The sequence below is a fragment of the Flavobacterium niveum genome (genome assembly GCF_055231775.1).
This window is the reverse complement of the sequence record NZ_JBUYSX010000001.1, coordinates 483,395-503,128: the sequence shown is the minus strand read 5'-3', so window position 1 is coordinate 503,128 and position 19,734 is coordinate 483,395. Positions and strand designations below refer to the sequence as shown.

Here is a 19,734-nt window from a genome sequence, read left to right as displayed (position 1 = left end):
CATGAAGAACAAAACCCTATTACTAATCGGCCTGTGTGCTGTTGCCGGGCTTATTGCCTTTAAGCTTGTGGCTAATAAGCAGAAGATAGAAGAGAAAGAAAAACCCACAGATACCGCTAACCTGAGGATTCCTGTAACTACGGCAACGGTTTCAGAAAAAGTACAGGAAATAAAACTGGCAAAAACAGGAAGGTTTACACCATACAGCGAAGCCACAGTGGTAGCTACAGGTAATGCAAATGTAAAACGGCTTTTCTTTTCACTTGGAGATAAAATAAAAAAAGGACAGGTACTTGCTGTACTTGATACACGCCTGTTGGAACTGGAATTGCAGAAATCAGAATCTACCGTATTAAAGCTAAAAAATGACCTGAAAACCTATACCGAATTGTTTGAAGGCAATGCCGCTACCCGCGAAAAAGTTGACGAAATCAGGCAAAGCTATAGTGATGCCATGAACCTGTCGGGCCAACTTAAAAGGCAAATTGCCGATGCTTCCATTAAAGCACCTGTGGGGGGGATCATTGAAACAAAAAAGGTTGAGGAAGGTGTTTTTGTTGCTGCCGGTACCGAAATAGCCACTATAGTAAACCTCGAAAAAATAAAAGTAAGCATTAACCTTACCGAACAGGAAGTATACCAGGTAAACTTAAACCAAAAGGTTACACTTACTACAGATGTGTACCCCGGCATAAAATTTACAGGCAACATCACTTTTATCAGCCCACGTGCCAATGAAGCAAATAATTATACTGTAGAGGTAACTGCGGCCAATAACACCACTACTCCCCTTAAGGCCGGCACATTTGTTACCGTGGGCTTGTCTCATAAAACACTTGAAAAAATAGTACTTATCCCCCGGGCAGCGTTGTTACAAGGCATCCAGGATGCTTCGGTATATGCAGCAGAAAACGGCAGGGCACAGCTGATAAAAATTAAAACCGGCAGGACCTTCGGAGAGCAGATAGAGGTTACCGGTGGCCTTACAGCAGGAAGCCGTATTATTATATCGGGGCAAATTAACCTCCACAACGGCTCACCCATACAAATTATAAACAACTAAGCCATGTCACTTACCGCTATAGCCATAAAAAGACCGTTGTTACTATTGGTGGCATTTACCATACTGCTGTATTTTGGTATATGGTCTTACCTTAACCTTAACTACAACCTGCTCCCTGATTTTGCTATGCCCGAGGTTTCAGTCAGCGTACTGTACCCGGGTGCATCGGCGGCTGAAGTGGAAACCACGGTAACAAAAAAGCTTGAAGATGCCTTCTCTACCGTAGAAGGTCTTAAATCCATTACTTCGTCTTCAGAAGAAGGCGTATCGGGCATAAAACTCACTTTTAAAAGCACAACCGATATTAACCAGGCCGAACGCGATGTGCAGCGGAAAGCAGACCAGGTTATGGAAGACCTTCCCGAAAAAGCCGGGCACCCTGTTGTAAGCAAAATAAACATGCAGGAAGCCCCTGTAATAAGGGCTGCGGTAACAGCCGATATACCACCCCGCGAACTTTATAATCTTATTGACAAACAACTGCGCCCTGCATTACAGGTTATTGAGGGCGTGGGGAAAGTAGATATTATAGGCGGCGAAAAAAGGGAAATCAGGATTAATGTAAACCGGGAGAAACTTTTAGCCTACGGGCTGTCTATAGAGCAGGTTACGCAGGCTATTGCCAATGCGAACCTTTCTTATCCTGCCGGTAATGTGCAAACTACCGAAAGGCAATTTTCCATCAGGTATGATGTGTATGTAAAATCTCCTGAACAGATTCGGCAAATTATAATTTCACAAGACCCCGTAAACGGAGCCGTTTACCTTGAAGATGTAGCAGATGTGGCAGACGTGTCGGCAGATGCAGCCACCATAAACCACATAAATGGGGTACCATCGGTAGGCATCCAGATTATTAAGCAAACCGATGCGAATGCCGTAAAGGTAAGTGCATTGGTAAAGCAGGCTTTCACGAAACAGGAAATGCAACACAAGGCAACCAGCCTTAAATTCACCATTTCCTCAGACCAGAGCGAGTATACCCTGGATTCGGCAAACGCTGTAGTATACGACCTTATGCTCGCCGTACTGATTGTAGGCCTGGTAATGCTTGCTTTCCTGCACAGTGTAAGGAGTTCTCTTTTTGTACTGGTAGCATTGCCTGCATCTATCATCCCTACGTTTATTGCCGTATATCTGCTTGGCTTTTCGCTAAACCTAATGACACTTATGGCCCTGTCATTAGTAGTAGGTATCCTGGTAGACGACTCTATAGTGGTATTAGAAAACATTTACCGCCACATGGAAATGGGCTCCAATAAAAAAGATGCAGCACTCAGCGGCCGGAACGAAATAGGCTTCACTGCACTTTCCATAACACTGGTAGATGTAGTAGTGTTCCTTCCCCTGGCACTTAGCGGAGGTATGATAGGCGGTATATTACAGGAATTTTCGCTTGTAGTGGTATTCTCTACGCTTATGAGCCTGTTAGTTTCGTTTACCATAACACCGCTGCTGGCAAGCCGTTTCGGGAAATTAGAACACCTGAAAGATACTACACTGTGGGGCAAGGCTGGCCTTAGCTTTGAGAAATTTCTTTTCAATGTGAAAGAAAGTTACGGCAGATTGCTTGAGGTAGCGCTCCGCAGGAAGAGGTGGGTCCTGCTTATAACAATAGGGCTTATAGCCGCTACCATAGCATTAGTACCGGCTGGCTTTATAGGCGCCGATTTTATGCCGGCCACAGACCAGGGCAACCTTGTACTGAAACTGGAACTGGAACCTTCTGCCCCACTGTACAAAACCAACGTATATGTACAACAGGCAGAAAAAATAATTTTAGCCCAGCCCGAAGTGGTTACTGCTTTTGCAAATGTGGGGTTTGTAAGCGGTAGCGCTTCGGGTAGTGGGGCTAATGCCAACCTCGCCGAAATTACGCTGACACTGGTAGACCGAAATGAACGCTCTATGTCTTCGCAGGAATTTGGCACCTATATACAGCAAAAACTCACCCAGTCAATTGCCGGGGTACGGTTTTCCACAGCTTCTACTTCACCCACCGGCGAAGCGGACAGCGCTCCCATTGAAATTGCGATAAAGGGCTTGGATATGCAACAGGTAAGGACCGTTGCAGAAGCATACAAACAAGTAGTAGAAAAAGTACCGGGTACACAGTTTGTAAAACTATCTGTAAAAGACAGAAAGCCCGAAATAGCAATTACCCTGGACCGTGCCAGGATGGGCATGCTGGGCCTTGACGCTAAGATTGTGGGCGCAGTGCTCGAAAATTCATTCAACGGGAATGATGAAACTAAGTATAAAGAACAGGGAAATGAATACAACATAAAGGTACAGCTGGATAAATTTAACCGTGCTGATGTTACTGATGTAAAGAACCTGCCATTTGTAAACACCAAAGGCCAGGTTATATTACTGTGGCAGTTTGCCCACGTAAGCGAATCGTTAGGCGAAACAGCGCTACAGCGCATAGACCGCATGGGGGCAATCACAGTACAGTCTTACGTTGCCGGACGCTCTACAGGTACTATAAGCGATGAGATAAAAGCAGGGGCAAAAAGCATCAGCATACCCAATGGTATTACGGTAGATTACCTTGGCGAAACTGAGAACCAGGAAGATGCTTTTGGCAACCTCATCTTCGCGCTTGTTACCGCATTTGTATTGGTTTACTTTATCATGGTAGCGTTATACGAAAATGCCGTATATCCTTTTGTAGTACTGTTTTCTATACCTGTAGCCCTTATAGGAGCCTTACTTGCACTTGCACTTGCTATGGAGTCGCTTAATATTTTTACTATTATAGGTATGATAATGCTGCTGGGGCTGGTATCTAAAAACGCCATACTGATTGTAGACTTTACCAACAAACTAAAAGCCGAAGGGCACGGCGCTACCCGGGCACTGATAGAAGCCGGTAAGGAAAGACTGAGGCCCATATTAATGACCACCCTGTCCATGATATTCGGTATGCTCCCTATAGCAATGGCGGGCGGTGCATCTGCCGAAATGAAAAACGGTATGGCCTGGGTAATAATAGGAGGGCTTACAAGCTCTATGCTCCTAACACTTTTTGTAGTGCCGGCAATGTACCTGATTATTGACAATACCCTGAACCGCCTTGTAAAACGGAAGCCTGCCGCCAAAAACACACTTAATGATATACAAACCCATTCATAAGACAAAATGATTAATGCTGTAGCTGTTGATGACGAACCTTTAGCCCTCGAAGGCCTGAAAATGCTTTGCGAGCAAAGCGGTTATATACATCTCACAAAAACATTTACAAGCCCGAAAGAAGCCTTAAAGTACCTGCGGAAATTTCCTGCAGACCTTATATTCTGTGATATAGAAATGCCCGAAATGACAGGTATAAGCCTTATAAATAAATTGAGGTATAAAACAATGGTGATATTTACCAGTGCATTTCCTCAATATGCTGCTGCAAGTTATGAACTCAGCGCTATAGACTACCTGCTGAAGCCAATACCGGAAAACAGGTTTAGTCAGGCATTGGTTAAAGTGCAGGAACACTATGCGAAAAATAAACCGGTTGCGGACAGGTACATTTTTATCAGGGCCAATTTCAGCCTTGTGCAAATTCAGCTGGATGATATAGAGTATATAGAGGGGCTTGCAGATTACATTAAAATACATGTGTTTGGCCGTAAGACCATAATTGCCCGCAAGTCAATGAAAGACATGCTGGAAAAGCTTCCCGGGGAAGATTTTATACGGATACACCGCAGCTATATACTCCCCCTTAAAAAAATTGAGGCCGTAAAAGGGACAACAATCTTTATTAACGGCAAAAAATTTCCTATCGGTAAAACATATATCAGCACTTTCTTAACACGCTACTTTGACTGATTTGGCAGCCCTTGTAGTATTAACATTTTGAATAAACGTTCGTCGCATAGCTGGCCTACTTTGTCTCATAAATTTTGGCTTCAGCTGTTTAATTGCAAAATTTAACTTGTGATTACTGTAGCTGAAACATATAATAACTAAAAATGAAAGAACTATGAGAAATTTAAAATTCTGGAATATTCCATTAATGGCAGTATTACTGATTATCCTTACCTCAGCCACGGTACAGGATGAAGAAACTAAGAAGATTAATGAATCTGCAGGTATTCTTGTTGAATTTAAAAACATGAAAGAAGGCTTACCCCAAGATCTCCTTACAACTTACGAGGGCATAGTAGTAATACCGAAATTATTAAATGCAGGCATTGGCGTTGGCGCTAAGCGGGGTAAAGGCATAGCAGTGGTAAAATTGCCCGACGGCACCTGGAGCAATCCGGTATTTGTTACCCTTACAGGTGGCAGTGTTGGCTTCCAGGCCGGTATACAATCTATAGACCTTATTTTAGTATTTAAGAATAAAGGGGTACTCACAGAAGTTAAGAAAGGGGAATTTACCCTTAGTGGTGATGCTGCCGTAACTGCGGGTCCGGTAGGCCGGAACACATCTGCCGGTACAGACCATAAGCTGGAAGCGGAAATATATTCATACTCTAAAAGCAGGGGGGCCTTTGCAGGTGTAAGTATTAGCGGATCGGTGTTGTCTATTGATAAATCTTCCAACACCAAATTTTACGGAAACAACAGTGATGCAGAAACCATATTTTCTGCAAGCAACAGTAATGATAAAACGGTAGCAAGCTTAAGGGATGCACTTACATCTAAATAACTGAGTTGTCTATAAGCGAAATAGCTTACGGACTGGGTTTTGAGCATCCGCAATCATTCAGTAAACTCTTTAAAACCAAGACAAATCAAAGCCCTTTAGAGTTCCGGCAGTCCTTTAATTAAGAAGTAAGCTATCATTATCAAAAATATTTTAGTGCTAAAAAAATTCATCACCGGCTGAGACTTACTCTCAGCCAGTCAGTTGATTGATTAGTTGGTTGACAAAAACTGCCTGTTATCAGGCAGTTTTTTATTCCCATTCCAAAATAAGATGCATGCAATTAACATCTAACCCGATTAAAAATGATTCCAATAAATTTTATAAAAGCTACTTTAATTTCCGGCTTATTTATACTGTTAGGCAAGCCTCAGCAGCAAGACCCGTTTTTAGGCATTTGGGAAAATGAAGACAAAACACTTCAGATTGAAATGTTTTATGCTGAAGGAACTTATCACGCAGACCTTATAAGTATAAATGGTGAATCACGAAAGGGAAATAACCAGGCTATTTTAATCCAGATGATGCGGAACGAAAAAATCCTTTATGGCGGTACCTATAGGGACCATATAACCCGGAAAGAGAATGAAGCAAGGATAAAGCTTATCAATGATACTACATTTACCATGAAAATATTTTGCGGTTGGGGAGGTAAACATTACAGATGGACAAAGCTTAAGGATAAAATTAAGTAACGAACCTTAACAAATATTGAACTTTTGAAAAGAGATTTGTTCCTAAAACCCATTTCATTCATTTCAATAACCCAAAGCGTTTTACCGTCTTCTATAAATAAGGAATCAACGTCGGTACAATGTGTGCAAACGTCGATTCTGTAATTCATTTTTACTTGTACGGTTGTTCCTTTGATGTGTAAATCAACGGATATGAAGACCTTTGTAAAAATAATAATCGCCATACTTTGCCTGACTCCGGCGGCCTATAGCCAGGAAAAAAGCTGGACATTACAGGATTGTATAGACTATGCCACAGCGCACAACATTACCATAAAGCAAAGTGAGTACAACAAACAAGCTGCCGAGGTTACCTATACCCAGAGCAAGTACTCAAGGCTGCCATCAGTAAGCGGTTCTGCCAGCCAGAACGTAAGGAACGGACAGAGTGTAGACCCTATTACCAGCCGTTTTGTAAACCAGACGATAAACTCTACATCGGTAGGTGCGGGAGCACAGGTTACGCTTTATAACGGCAACTACATTAACAACACCATAAAGCAGAACGACCTGTATGTAAAACAAAACGAGTTTTACATCAGCGAGACTAAGAACAGTATCATACTAAGCGTTACCGAGGCATACCTACAGGCGCTGTATTATAAAGAAGGCATAAGCGTTGCCGAAGCCACAGTAGCATCTTCTCGTGAACAGGTAGCCCAGATGCAGTCTAAATTTAAAGCGGGGTCGGCAGCGGGACTTGATGTAGCTGATCTGCAAACCCAGGTTAGTAATGACGAATACACCCTGGTTACCGCCAAAAATAGTTACCGCCAGCAACTCATAACACTAAAGCAATTGCTGGAACTGGATCCTGCAGAGGAGTTTAACATAGCCACACCTACCCTACCTGAGGAAACCAAACCGGTACCCGGCCTTACTGAAACATATAACAACGCGGTAGCTACCATGCCCGAGATTAAAAGTGCACAGCTGCAAACCGACATCTATAATTACGACATTAAAAAAGCTAAAGCAGGCTACCTGCCCACACTTAGTGCCAGCGCAGGGCTGTACAGTGGGTATACCAATACACAGAACTACAGCTTTAGCACCCAGCTGAACAATAACTTCTACCAGTCGGCAGGCCTGTCGCTCAGCATCCCCATCTTTAGCAACTACAAGAATAAAGCTTCAGTAGAAAAGGCAAAGATAAATGTGGAGCTCAGCAAAATTTCTACGCAAAGCGAAGTGAAGCAACTGTACCTGAAAGTGGAAAGCGCGTGGCAAAATGCCATATCGGTACAAAGTGAGATGAAGGCCGCAGAAGCATTACGCAATTCGTCTAAGCAAGCGTACGAAATGGCACAAAAAAAGGCAGATTTAGGCTCACTTAGCGCTACCGACTTACTGGTAAGCAAAAACACCTATCTCTCTGCCGAACAGAAATACCTTCAGACAAAATTCTCAAACGCTTTATATTATCAGTTACTGCAATTTTATCAGGGTAACGAGATAAAACTATAATTCACCATGAAAAACAACAAGAAAATACTGATTGCCGTAGTGGCACTGCTGGTTGTGGGCCTGGGTTTGTACTTCTTTGTATTCAATAAAAAAGAACAGCCGGTTACCCTAAACACTACAACGGTAAAAAAAGGGAACATAAGCACCGTGGTTACTGCCACAGGCACCATAGAAGCCGTAAAACAGGTAGAAGTAGGCACACAGGTATCGGGTGTGGTACAAAAAATTTATGTAGACTACAACTCCCGTGTAAAATCAGGCCAGCTCATAGCCGAACTGGATAAGGATAACCTTAATGAACTACTTGATCAGGCTAAGGCTGCTTACGATGTGGCCGTAAATGACCAGCACTACAAGCAAACCCTTTATAACAGGCAAAAACAATTATATCAGGCAAGTGTTATCAGCCAGGCTGATTTCCAGGAAGCTGAATACAATTTGGCTACAGCCAAAGGTACTGCAATCCAGAAACTGTCTGACCTGAAAAAGGCACAAACCAATTTGGGTTATGCTAACATCTATTCTCCAATAGACGGTGTGGTACTGAGCCGCGATGTAGATGAAGGGCAAACCGTAGCGTCAAGCTATTCTACCCCTACCCTGTTTACCATAGCACAGGATTTAAAACAAATGCAGGTGGAAGCCGACGTGGATGAAGCCGATATCGGCAATGTTAAACAAGGACAAAGGGTAACGTTTACCGTAGATGCCTTTCCCGGTGAGGAATTTAATGGATCGGTAACACAGGTAAGGTTAAACAGCACAGTAGAATCTAACGTGGTCACCTATACTGTGATAATTAAAGCCGACAATGAAGATGAAAAGCTAAAACCGGGGCTAACAGCAACAGTCTCCATCTACACCATGGAAGTTAAAGATGTACTGACTGTTGAAGGCCAGGCACTGAACTTTGTACCTGACTCAGTAGCATTACAGCAATACAACAAGCAGCATGGTTTTGCAAATACAGCACTACCGGCACCCAAAAAACAGGACGGCCAGGCAACAGATAATAAAGTTGTATGGATAGAAACCGCTACAGGTTTACAGCCTAAAGAAATAAAAATAGGGCGTAATGACGGTATTAACTACGAAATACTGAATGGCCTTGCCGAAGGTGAAAAAGTAGTAACCCGAATGGAAGCCGCAAGTAATATTACAACGCCGGCAGGCGGTGGCGAGGCATCGAGCCCGTTTATGCCCAAGCCACCGGGAAGCAAAAAGAAATAATATCTTATAGTTTCGTGAAACTTTGGATATAGGTTGAGTAGGTCATGTTTTTTACGGGGCAGCCGGTTGAGGTTTAGTAATCATTCTCCATGCGTATTACGCCGGCTGCCTAAAAAAACGGTTTATCCTAAAAACATTCTATCATGAGCAAAACAATCATTAATATACAAGACCTTAAGCGCGAATTTACTATGGGCGGTGAAACGGTACGTGCACTAAAAGGGGTGAACTTCGCCATACAGGAAGGCGAGTTTGTAACCATAATGGGCAGCAGCGGTTCGGGTAAAAGCACCATGCTGAATATACTCGGCTGCCTGGACCAGCCTTCATCGGGATTGTATGAAATAGACGGCATTGCCGTAAAAGACCTTAGCCGTAACGAGCTGGCACGCATCCGTAACCGAAAAATAGGCTTTATATTCCAGGCGTATAACTTATTGCCGCGTACTACAGCCATAGAAAACGTAGAGTTGCCATTACTATACAACAGTGAGGTCTCTGCCAAAGAACGACGGGAGCGCGCCCTCCATGCGCTGGACCTGGTAGGATTATCAGGACGTCTGCACCATACTCCGAGCCAACTCTCGGGTGGGCAGCAGCAGCGTGTAGCCATAGCGCGTTCACTGGTAAACGACCCGGTTATTATACTGGCAGACGAAGCCACAGGTAACCTTGACACCCGTACGTCTTATGAAATTATGGCGCTTTTCCAGAAACTGAACAGCGAAGGCAAAACCATAGGTTTTGTAACCCACGAGCCCGATATAGCCACCTTCAGCAGCCGCACCATTGTGCTTAAGGACGGTAACCTTATAAAAGACGACCTCATAACCAACAGGCAAAATGCAGCGGCAGCGCTGGCCGCCCTTCCGGTTGATAAGCATGAATAAATACAAAAACGATTGACCATGAATCTTTCCAATCTTTTAAAGATAGCCTTTAAGGCCCTTAAGCTGAATAAAATGAGGGCGTTCCTTACCATGCTGGGCATTATTATAGGCGTTGCCTCGGTTATTGCCATGCTGGCTATAGGAGAAGGCTCTAAGCAAAGCATAAAGTCGCAAATATCAAGTATGGGGTCAAACATGATTACCATACGCCCGGGCGCCGGTATGATGGGTGGCGTAAGGCAGGATCCCGCCAGCATGCAGACCCTTACCATGAACGATTATGAAACCATAAAGAACGAATCGAAATATACTGAGAATACATCGCCTATGGTAAACAGCAGCGGGCAGTCCATAAACGGCTCTAACAACTGGCCTACTACTATTTACGGTGTGGCCCCGGAATACCTTAAGGTACGTGTTATGGAAGTGAAGGAAGGCACCATGTTTACTGACCAGGATGTAAAATCATCAGCTAAAGTAGCGGTAATAGGCCAAACCGTAGCAGAGAACCTTTTCCCTGACGGCCAGAGCCCTATTGGCAAAACCATCCGCTTCAATAGCATACCATTTAAGGTTATAGGCGTTCTATCAGAAAAGGGCGAAAACACCTTTGGCCAAGACCAGGACGACGTAATACTTGCCCCTTACACATCGGTACAAAAAAGGATACTTGCCGTTACCTACCTGCAATCTGTAGTAACTTCCTCTACCAGTGAAGAAACTGCCGAGAAAGCAGTGGAAGAAGTTTCTGCATTACTGCGTGCCAATCACAAAATTGCCGATGGCGCTGATGATGATTTTAACGTGTTCTCCCAACAGGAGCTTATTACAACCCTTAGTTCTACCAGCGAAATGTTAACGGTATTGCTGGTAGCCATAGCAGGTATATCGCTGCTTATAGGCGGAATAGGCATTATGAACATTATGTACGTATCGGTTAAGGAACGTACCCGCGAAATAGGTCTGCGGATGGCTGTGGGTGGCCGCGGCGGCGATATATTGCTGCAATTTTTAACCGAAGCAGTAATTATAAGCGTAACGGGGGGTATTATTGGCGTACTTTTAGGATTAGGTACTACATTTGTAATATCACTCATTGGGTGGCCGGTAAGCATTACGTTCTATTCGCTGGTGCTGTCGTTTGCCGTGTGTGCCGTAACAGGCATTTTCTTTGGGTGGTACCCGGCAAAAAATGCCGCAGCCTTAGACCCCATAACCGCTTTGCGCTATGAATAAACTTATAAAAAACAGGTTCGTAAGGGTACTCCTCCATGCACTGGTGTGGATGGCATTATTCTGCCTGCCGTACCTGTTGGCTTCATCTCAAAACTTCAACATATCACTTTTTGCAGAGCGCCTGTTGTTGCCACTGGTACTTTCAGCCCTGTTATTTTATAGTAATTACCTATTGCTTACAGACAGGTTGTTGTTCCGCAAGAAAAGGTTGGCCTACTTTGTCATTAACATCCTGCTGATTGCCCTGTTTGTAGCCGTAAGGATGTGGGCGAGGGAATACCTGTTTGTACCGGACGATAACGGCCCAAGGGAAAAGCCACCGGTAATTTTCTTTATTTATTTTGACAGTATATCATTCCTGATTCCGTGGGCCATAGCCGTGGCAGCAAGCGTTTTTGAGCGTTGGCTAAAGACCGAAGCAGAGAAAAAAGAAAGTGAAAATGCGCGGTTGCTATCGGAGCTTGAGCATCTTAAATACCAGCTCCAGCCGCACTTTTTCTTTAACTCACTGAACAACATTTATGCATTGGTGGATATTTCTCCCGAAAAGGCAAAAGTTACCATTTTGGCACTAAGCACCTTAATGCGTTATTTGTTGTATGAATCGAATACTGAAAAGGTAAGCCTTGCCAAAGAAGTAGATTTTTTGCGGAAGTATATTGAACTTATGCAGTTGCGTACATCGGCAAATACGGTAGTGGAAACAGATTTTGAGGGAATATCTGCCAATGCACAGATAGCCCCACTGCTACTGATACCGCTTATAGAAAATGCCTTTAAGCACGGTATTTCGGCCACGCAGAAAAACCATATAAAGGTAACGCTTAAATACACAGGCAATGAACTGTATTTTGAAACCCGTAACGGCAATTATCCTAAAAACCAAACGGATCGTAGCGGTAGCGGCATAGGCCTAAAAAACATACAAAAACGCCTGGAGCTTATTTATCCTGAGGTATATACATTTACAACAGGTATAGAAAACAATGAGTTTGTTGCAGCACTTACTTTAAAAGTTGATTAATAATTGGTTGGTTTGTAACCCGCAGTACATCTTACAGATGGCTACGGGTTTTACAGGCTTTAAAAAAGTAGTATCTTGTAACTTATAAATTATGACAACTTAAGTATGCTTATAACATGCATTATAGTAGATGATGAGCCTATGGCACTTGCGCTTCTTGAAAGCTATGTGGCCAAAACCCCTTTTTTAAAGCTGGTACGCAAATGCCATAATGCTTTTGAGGCACTACAGGCTGTAAATGAACAGCCGATAGACCTTGTATTCCTGGATATACAAATGCCTGAGCTTACCGGCCTTGAGCTGTCTAAAACGCTGCCACAGCATACACGCATTATTTTTACGACCGCCTTTAACGAATATGCACTTGAAGGTTTTAAGGCACGTGCGCTGGACTACCTGATGAAACCTTTTGGCTTCGACCAGTTTTATAACGCAGCGCTTCGTGCAAAAGAATGGTTTGAGCTGCTGCAAAAACAGGAAACTGTTATTGTAACACCCGAAGCCTCTGCCCCGACTGAAAAACCGTTTATTTTTGTAAAATCAGAATACCGCCAGCTAAAAATAATGCTTGATGAGGTGCTGTATTTTGAGGGGTTAAAAGACTACATAAAAATTTGGATAGAGGGGGAACCCAAACCCATACTCACCCTTATGAGCCTTAAATCGCTGGAAGCCGACCTTCCCGCCAGTAAGTTTATGCGCATACACAGGTCTTTTATCATTGCACTTAACAAAGTGGAAGTCATAGAGCGTAATCAGGTGATAATAAATAAGCAGCGTATTACCGTAGCTGACCAGTACCGTGATAAATTTCAGGAGTATATACGCTCAAATTCAATCAATTAAAAAATTTTATAAAATAAAAAATCCGAAAGAAAATTCTTTCGGATTTTAGTAGCGTTACCCGAACAAATGTCGAACTATTTTAAAGAGGATTTGGAGCGTTTGTCTACATTAACTTTACCCTAAAAATATATTTCAGGGACTTATCATTAATATTATCCTGCAAAACTACTACAACTGGTCCCCGCATCATCATAATATTTTTTAATGACCTTCGTCATATGGCTGGCATCAGTAAATCCAAGGTCATAGGCAATTTCCTTAAGGCTCTGCCCAGAATATTCCATACGGCTTTGCGCCACATTTACACGTGATTTCAGTATATATTCTTTAAGGCTCTCACCCGTTTTCTTTTTAAAATATTCACTTACATAATTTGGCGAAAGGTTAAACTCGCCCGCAATAACATCGGACTTAAGCTTATTATTATCAAATAGGTTAAATTGTATATACTGTAACACATCACGTGTTTGGTTGTCTTTGTCTTTATGTTTTTCAAAGAAACTGTTTTCGAAATTCCTGAGCAGTATATTGAGCATTGCCACCATGTTTGTGCGGAGTATAGACTCCGAAAAATTAGCTTGCTGCCTTTCAAGCTGCATACTGTTTATAAGGCTAATCATTACTGCCTTATCGGCATCAGAATGAATGACATCCCCGGGCGTGCGGTTATAGGTACTCAGTATATAGTGTAGATTACTAAACCACTGGCTGTAATCCATCATGGTGCGCTTGTCTTCCTTAAAAAACAGGGCATTGAATTTAATAAACACAAACGTTGTGGGCTTGTCTATCTCAAACGAATGGCAGTCGTAAGGAGGCAGCAAAAAAATGCTCTGCCCACTGTAGGGCAGTATACTGCCATTGATGCACTGGTTGCCGTTGCCCTCCTGTATAAAAACCAATTCAAAGAAATTATGGCGGTGCGGACGGCGTGTCCACTCCGTTAGGGTTTCTTTTTCAATGTCAAAGGGTTGCAATGAATTTTCTATATGCATATTGGTTTCTTTTAGATAACAGGAAGGGGTAAACAAATATAAAACTTTCCCGCTTTTTACAGAATAATACATTTGCATAATGACCCGGATTTTGAGAATTATAAATACACAATCTGCGATCGCCATAAGGCAGCCGCAGATGTGCCGTTGTGTTGCTTTAGCAGTATTATAGCGTTACTACTACTTTACCTACGGTACGACCGCTTTCTACATGCAGATGTGCTTTATCCATATCTGCAAAAGCAAAGGTTTCAGATACGTGCGATTTTATATACCCTTTTGCCAGCCAGTCTGCAATTACTTTCATATCATCGCCGTTAGAACTAACCATAAAAAAGTAACCGTTTACGCCTTTCGCTTTCGCTTTTTCGGTTACAGCTTCGTTAAGCCCTGTTGGGATACTGATGACCGTACCGCCGCTTTTAGCCACTTCAAGTGAATTGTCTATGTTATCGCCGCCTACGGTATCAAAAACAAAATCAAAACTGTATGGGCTTTCTGCCCAGTTGTAGCCGTGATAATCAATATGGGCATCAGCGCCAAGACTCAGCACGAAATCTTTATTCTTAGTCGATGAGGTACCCGTAACATTAGCACCCAGGTGTTTCGCTATCTGTACGGCATAGTGCCCCACACCACCCGATGCAGCGTGAGCCAGTACATTTTGCCCCGGCCGCACCTTAGCGTTGTGTACTATAGCCTGGTAAGCGGTAAGTGCTGCGAGCGTAGCTGCCGCGGCTTCTTCATGGCTAATGTTGGCTGGTTTAAGTGCCAGGTGTGCAGCGGGTGCGGCAACATATTCGGCATAAGCTTTACCATGACCGGGAAAGTTTACCATACCAAAAACTTCATCGCTTTTTTTGAATCCTGAATTACTGCCTGCCTGGACTACCACGCCGCTGATGTCCCAGCCCAGTATAAGTGGAAGTTCTTCTTTAAGCCTGCCAAAAACACCCTTGCCGGCACGGCTTTTTACGTCTACGGGGTTTATACTTATGGCTTTAACCTGTACCAGCACTTGGTCTTCGTTTATAGATGGTGTAGGAAGTTCTGTATGAACCAGTTTTTTAGTATCACCCGGTTCGTTTATAATAATAGCTTTCATGTTGTTATGTATTTTAATGTTGATTTTTTTATTTGATTACCTAAATGGCACGCCTGCTACAAGTGGCTTAAACCTGAAAATATAAAACGGCGCCGTTGCTTTGTTTTGGCCATTGTTAAACACTTCGCCCAGGTGCACCTGCGCTGCCGATACATACATGTAACCATCGGCAGCGTTGTAGCTTACGCCATCAGGCCACAGCATGTTATTATCAATTACAAATCTGTGCACACTGCGGTCTTTAGCCAATACTACATCTATACTATTTGTTTCAAGTGCTGTGAGATAAATATTACCCTCAGCATCAATACTTAGTCCGCCATTGTTTGGCTTAGCTGAATAGGTTTCAACGCGCTTGTCTAACTCCGCTTGCAAAAAGGTTTCGTTTAAAATATCATCAATTTTTACACGGTAAATCTTGCTACCATTTAGAGGTGCATAATACAGCCATTCAAACCCTGCATCGGCAGTAATACCATCGGCACCTACCAAAAGGTTTTTACCGTTTATGGCTAACGGTTTTCCATTAATAACTGTGGGGGTATTTTCCGGCAAAGTGGTGCGGGTGCCTTCCAGAAGCCTGCGTGTGGCTCCGGTTTTCATATCAACCACAATAAGGGCTGCTTTGTTGCCGTCGCCGCCGTTGCCTATGCCTTCATCTGCAATAATAAACACACCGTGTTTGGTATCTACCACCATATCATTAGGCTGCGATGTAGTAGCAACTGCCGTTTGTGGCAGGTAATAAATTCTTTCAAGCTTATCGGTTCGCGTGTTCCAACCTACAATTTTAGGAGTTATGGCATTGCGCTGCCCCATATCGAGCATCCAGATAATACCATTAGCATCGTTGCGGATGCCCAATACATTACTCAGGTAATGGTCGTCAGTATCCCGTGGGGTATTCCATTCCAGGTTAGGAAATGGGCTGCTTGTCTTGGCCTTTGCATCATATTTCACAACTCTTATATCAGGGTTAAAAAATGGGTGGTTGCTGTAAACCAGATCACCCTGTGATGTGTAGGCTATGTTACCTACGGCATTTTCTACCGTTGCATAAACTTCAGGTGTGGTTACTTTGCCGTTCCATTTGGCAGACACGGTTGCTTTTGTATCTGTCTTGGTAAAATAATTATCGGTTCCGGCAATCCAGTCCATACGGGCAGGAGTAAAAAAATCGATGTCTATAGTATTATCTTCCAGAGCTATAAAACTGTGTGGCACATTAGCTGGAATGATGATACCTTCGCCTGCTTTTACAATTACTTCCTTTCCTTCAACCAAAACCTTAACACTGCCTTGTGTTATGACCGAATATTGCTCGTTTATATGCTGGTGTACGGGTACCACTGCGCCTTTTTTATAGGTAAAATAACCTATGGTGCCTGATTCGCCCGAAATAGTGCCGCGAGTCAGTAACTCATTTACCTGTTTTACGGGGAGGCTTTTAAACGAAAAGTGCTGTACCTGCTGCGCCTGCCCTACCCATGCAATAGCAAGGGCTATGGCTGTTATTAAATTCTTTGCCATGGCATTACAGTTTTAACCTTAAAATTTTATACGGTTTTTCGGTTTTGTTTACGTTGTTGTTAAACCACGGCATAAGCTGTATTTGCGATATAGATATATACAAGTAGCCATCGTTAGAAATGCTATAGCTGTCCGGCCAAATCAGTTTATCTGTATCGGTAATCAGCGTATGCATTTTAAGGTCGGGTGTTATTTTTACAATACTGCTTTTCTCAAGGTCGCCCAGGTAGAGGTTACCGTCTTTATCGAACTCCATACCATCGGTAGTTATAAAATGCCCCAGGTCTTCTACTTTATCGTTAATGGTTTTAAGTGGAGTAGTAAAATCTCTCAATAACGTGGTGTTTACGCGGTACAACTTATCATCGGTAAGGGGTTTATAGTACAGCCATGCTTTATCGGGCGAAAGCGCTATACCATCTGAATTTATTTTAGGTATACTGCCGTCTGCCTTGGCAAATTCTTTTCCGTTGAAAGTAAAATGATAGGCCGGGTCAGACAGTACCGATGGCGAATCGTGCAGTACAAAGCGTGAATCACCCGTTTTAGTATTAAGCACTACAATACCACCGTTAGAAGAACTGGTCATGTATGCAAAACCGTTTGTGTTGTCTATCCTTATGTCGTTTATGTAGCTGTCTTTTCCGGCTACGCTTTCGGGGAATTTGTATATGCGCTCTATACTGTTGTCAGCAAGTTTTATTTTAATGACCTTGTTACTTTTCTGGTATACCGGGCCAAGTCCTATACCCGCCGCGTCTACCACCCATAGGTAGCCTTTTTCATCGGCCACCACTGCCTGTACACAAACAAATTTGTTGTCGCCGTTGTCGCCTTTTTTAAAGCTGTTCCAGTTGGCATCCGGGTAAGGCACCGGTTTGCCGTCTTTTACTTCAACAACCGAATAGCTGTGTTTATCAAGCCAGTACGGATAGTTAGTAAACACCCTGCCGTCCGGCGATACTGCCACGCCGGTAAGTTGATAGGTACTGTCTGCAAACACCTCCTCAAGCTGGGCTACAGGCGTTTCCTGAATAGTATCAGTAGCAGCCGGTTGTGCCGTTTCATTTGTTTTTTCTTTGTTACCGCAGGCCAAAAGCAAAGCTGCTATGGCAAGTGCAGATCCTATAATATATTTTTTCATGATACTGTGGGTTTATGTATTTTGATGTTACAAAGTTAGTTTTGGGGTATGCCGTTAGTCTAGTACGTTTTTAGGATTTAATAGTACAAAATCACGTTTCTTGTTTTTAAAAAAGGGTGACCGCCCGTATCCGGGCGGTGTATTAAACCCACATTAAGGCACATAAACATATGCTATTATAGATGCCTTTGCTATAACATTAGCACTAAGATTAAAGCCCACCAGCGCGGGGTTTGCATCTTTGTCCAGGTTAAGTTTAGATTTAAGGGCATATACCGTAATTACATACGGGTGGTAGCCGCTGCCGGGTATAGGAACCGGGCCACCGTAGCCATACTGCTTAAAGTCGTTTAAAGACGATATACTGCCGGCAGGTAATAGTTCTGGGTGTGTACTGGCTGCACCGGCCTTTAGCGCTTTTGTATCTTTAGGCAGGTTAAACAGCACCCAGTGCCACCAGCCGCTACCTGTTGGGGCTTCGGCATCATACATGGTTATGGCAAATGCCTGGGTGCCGTCGGGGGCGTTATCCCAGCTCAGGTCGGGCGAAATGTTGCCGCCTTTTACACCCCAGTCGTTATAATAAAAATCGTTAGTTAGCTGCCCGCCCAGCGTAGCGCTTTTAAGGGTAAATGTTTTAGGAGATGTTTGCGCCTGTAGCACAACTGCTGCTAATAACAGCGTGCCTAAAAAAATGTTTTTTACAGATGAAATAGTTTTCATGGTACTAATAATTAATGTTTTAAAATTGTTATTGCAGGTACGTTAACCTTACAATGCAAAGTTCGGTAGCAAGAGGGTGGTGTTTATGGTACGTTTCTGGGTTAGGCAGGTATAAAAACAGGTTTATTTACCTGCCCCATAAAACAAATCCTGCCCAGAAGGATTGTGGACAGGATTATAGTTTAACTATTCAGTATTGCTGCGTGTTACAGCCATTGCTTAGGCACTAACTGATAGCCATTGCCCAGTTTTTTTACATAACTAAGGCTGGGAAATTCAAAGTGCGGGCCGGCAAGCAGTAGCCTTTCGGCAGTTGCTTTTTCCAACAGTGTTTTTCTTGTTTGCGCTGCCTGGGCATAATCAACATCGGTAGCAAAGCCCACTTCGGGCATGGCAGCCTGAATGGTCGGTATGGTAAAAATATCACCACAAAACAGCAGTTTTTCACCATCAGATTCTAACAAAAACCCAGTATGGCCCGGTGTATGCCCGGGTAGCGGTACCGTGGTTATGCTTTCTAAAATCTCAGAACCCGAGGTATTAATCCTTTGGTAAGGCTGTAGCGCGGCTTTTATATCTTCGGCATTTTGTATATCATGCGGCTGGGTGTGAACGGTTTTCAACCAATAATCTTCTTCCACATCAGATACCCATATTTTAGCATTAGGAAAATTCTTTATTCCATCGCGTGTTATAAGTCCATAAAAATGGTCGCCGTGCAGGTGCGTTAACAGTACCGAGCCTATTTGTTCGGGTTGTATGCCTATGAACTGCAGTGCTTCCAAAAGGCGGCCTTCCATATCTGGGGCAAGTTTGTTACCCATGCCCGTATCTATAAGTATTGGCGCATGCCCTGCACCTTCTATAAGAAATACATTTGTTGTTAGTGTAGGTACTTCGGACCTGAAAGCTTCGTGTAAAAAATGTCCAAGTCCATCGGCAGGTGCATGCGTTAAGTAGGGTTCACCGGCAGTAAAATAGCTATCGTTTATTACGGTTACTTTTTTTGTACCAATTTTCCATTGTAGTATGCCCGGTAAAAGTTTAAGAGCTGTATCCATCATTAAATAAAATATATTGAGTTTATAAAATAGTT

Annotated in this window: 17 protein-coding genes and 1 pseudogene; 12 read left to right on the top strand and 6 right to left on the bottom strand. The window is 43.2% G+C overall.

The window, feature by feature from the left end; translation table 11 throughout:
* The first annotated feature begins 1 nt into the window (after position 1).
* From ACZIX4_RS02235 to ACZIX4_RS02180, 12 genes and pseudogenes are all read left to right on the top strand, one after another.
* Positions 2 to 1,063, top strand: a complete 1,062-nt coding sequence (locus tag ACZIX4_RS02235; RefSeq protein ID WP_463333975.1) for an efflux RND transporter periplasmic adaptor subunit — start codon at positions 2 to 4, stop codon at positions 1,061 to 1,063.
* 3 nt (positions 1,064 to 1,066) lie between these two features.
* Entirely contained in the window at positions 1,067 to 4,201 is a 3,135-nt protein-coding gene (locus tag ACZIX4_RS02230; RefSeq protein ID WP_463333974.1) for an efflux RND transporter permease subunit, read from the top strand.
* A gap of 6 nt (positions 4,202 to 4,207) precedes the next feature.
* A complete protein-coding gene (locus ACZIX4_RS02225; RefSeq protein WP_463333973.1) occupies positions 4,208 to 4,891 on the top strand; it encodes a LytR/AlgR family response regulator transcription factor in 684 nt (227 codons plus the stop codon).
* Between the two features lie 154 nt (positions 4,892 to 5,045).
* A complete protein-coding gene (locus tag ACZIX4_RS02220; RefSeq protein ID WP_463333972.1) occupies positions 5,046 to 5,717 on the top strand; it encodes a lipid-binding SYLF domain-containing protein in 672 nt (223 codons plus the stop codon).
* Positions 5,717 to 5,839: pseudogene (locus tag ACZIX4_RS02215) on the top strand (helix-turn-helix domain-containing protein); the annotation flags it as partial. The gene ACZIX4_RS02220 and the pseudogene ACZIX4_RS02215, both read left to right, overlap by 1 nt.
* Before the next feature lie 180 nt (positions 5,840 to 6,019).
* Complete coding sequence (locus tag ACZIX4_RS02210) at positions 6,020 to 6,409, top strand: hypothetical protein (RefSeq protein WP_463333971.1); 390 nt, start codon at positions 6,020 to 6,022, stop codon at positions 6,407 to 6,409.
* Positions 6,410 to 6,601: 192 nt separating this feature from the next.
* Complete coding sequence (locus ACZIX4_RS02205; protein WP_463333970.1) at positions 6,602 to 7,915, top strand: TolC family protein; 1,314 nt, start codon at positions 6,602 to 6,604, stop codon at positions 7,913 to 7,915.
* Positions 7,916 to 7,921: 6 nt separating this feature from the next.
* Positions 7,922 to 9,145, top strand: coding sequence for an efflux RND transporter periplasmic adaptor subunit (locus ACZIX4_RS02200; RefSeq protein WP_463333969.1), 1,224 nt, complete (start codon positions 7,922 to 7,924; stop codon positions 9,143 to 9,145).
* A 143-nt stretch (positions 9,146 to 9,288) separates the two neighbouring features.
* Positions 9,289 to 10,035 (top strand): ABC transporter ATP-binding protein, encoded by a 747-nt coding sequence (locus tag ACZIX4_RS02195; protein ID WP_463333968.1) that lies wholly within the window; start codon positions 9,289 to 9,291, stop codon positions 10,033 to 10,035.
* Positions 10,036 to 10,053: 18 nt separating this feature from the next.
* Entirely contained in the window at positions 10,054 to 11,271 is a 1,218-nt protein-coding gene (locus ACZIX4_RS02190; protein WP_463333967.1) for an ABC transporter permease, read from the top strand.
* Positions 11,264 to 12,295, top strand: a complete 1,032-nt coding sequence (locus ACZIX4_RS02185) for a sensor histidine kinase (protein ID WP_463333966.1) — start codon at positions 11,264 to 11,266, stop codon at positions 12,293 to 12,295. The genes ACZIX4_RS02190 and ACZIX4_RS02185 overlap by 8 nt, the downstream gene beginning before the upstream one ends.
* A 105-nt stretch (positions 12,296 to 12,400) precedes the next feature.
* Positions 12,401 to 13,141, top strand: coding sequence for a LytR/AlgR family response regulator transcription factor (locus ACZIX4_RS02180; protein ID WP_463333965.1), 741 nt, complete (start codon positions 12,401 to 12,403; stop codon positions 13,139 to 13,141).
* A 152-nt stretch (positions 13,142 to 13,293) separates the two neighbouring features.
* Here the strand turns inward: ACZIX4_RS02180 and ACZIX4_RS02175 are convergent, their stop codons facing one another.
* From ACZIX4_RS02175 to ACZIX4_RS02150, 6 genes are all read right to left on the bottom strand, one after another.
* Positions 13,294 to 14,136, bottom strand: a complete 843-nt coding sequence (locus tag ACZIX4_RS02175) for an AraC family transcriptional regulator (protein ID WP_054410214.1) — start codon at positions 14,134 to 14,136, stop codon at positions 13,294 to 13,296.
* A gap of 166 nt (positions 14,137 to 14,302) precedes the next feature.
* Positions 14,303 to 15,241 carry an NADP-dependent oxidoreductase gene (locus tag ACZIX4_RS02170; protein WP_054407606.1) on the bottom strand — a complete coding sequence of 313 codons (939 nt, stop codon included), beginning with the start codon at positions 15,239 to 15,241 and terminating at the stop codon, positions 14,303 to 14,305.
* A 36-nt stretch (positions 15,242 to 15,277) separates the two neighbouring features.
* Positions 15,278 to 16,771, bottom strand: coding sequence for an L-dopachrome tautomerase-related protein (locus tag ACZIX4_RS02165; protein WP_082344202.1), 1,494 nt, complete (start codon positions 16,769 to 16,771; stop codon positions 15,278 to 15,280).
* A 4-nt stretch (positions 16,772 to 16,775) separates the two neighbouring features.
* Positions 16,776 to 17,915, bottom strand: coding sequence for an L-dopachrome tautomerase-related protein (locus ACZIX4_RS02160; protein ID WP_463333964.1), 1,140 nt, complete (start codon positions 17,913 to 17,915; stop codon positions 16,776 to 16,778).
* Positions 17,916 to 18,068: 153 nt separating this feature from the next.
* Positions 18,069 to 18,638 (bottom strand): YbhB/YbcL family Raf kinase inhibitor-like protein, encoded by a 570-nt coding sequence (locus ACZIX4_RS02155; protein WP_054407608.1) that lies wholly within the window; start codon positions 18,636 to 18,638, stop codon positions 18,069 to 18,071.
* A gap of 206 nt (positions 18,639 to 18,844) precedes the next feature.
* Positions 18,845 to 19,702 carry an MBL fold metallo-hydrolase gene (locus ACZIX4_RS02150; RefSeq protein ID WP_463333963.1) on the bottom strand — a complete coding sequence of 286 codons (858 nt, stop codon included), beginning with the start codon at positions 19,700 to 19,702 and terminating at the stop codon, positions 18,845 to 18,847.
* Positions 19,703 to 19,734 lie beyond the last annotated feature (32 nt).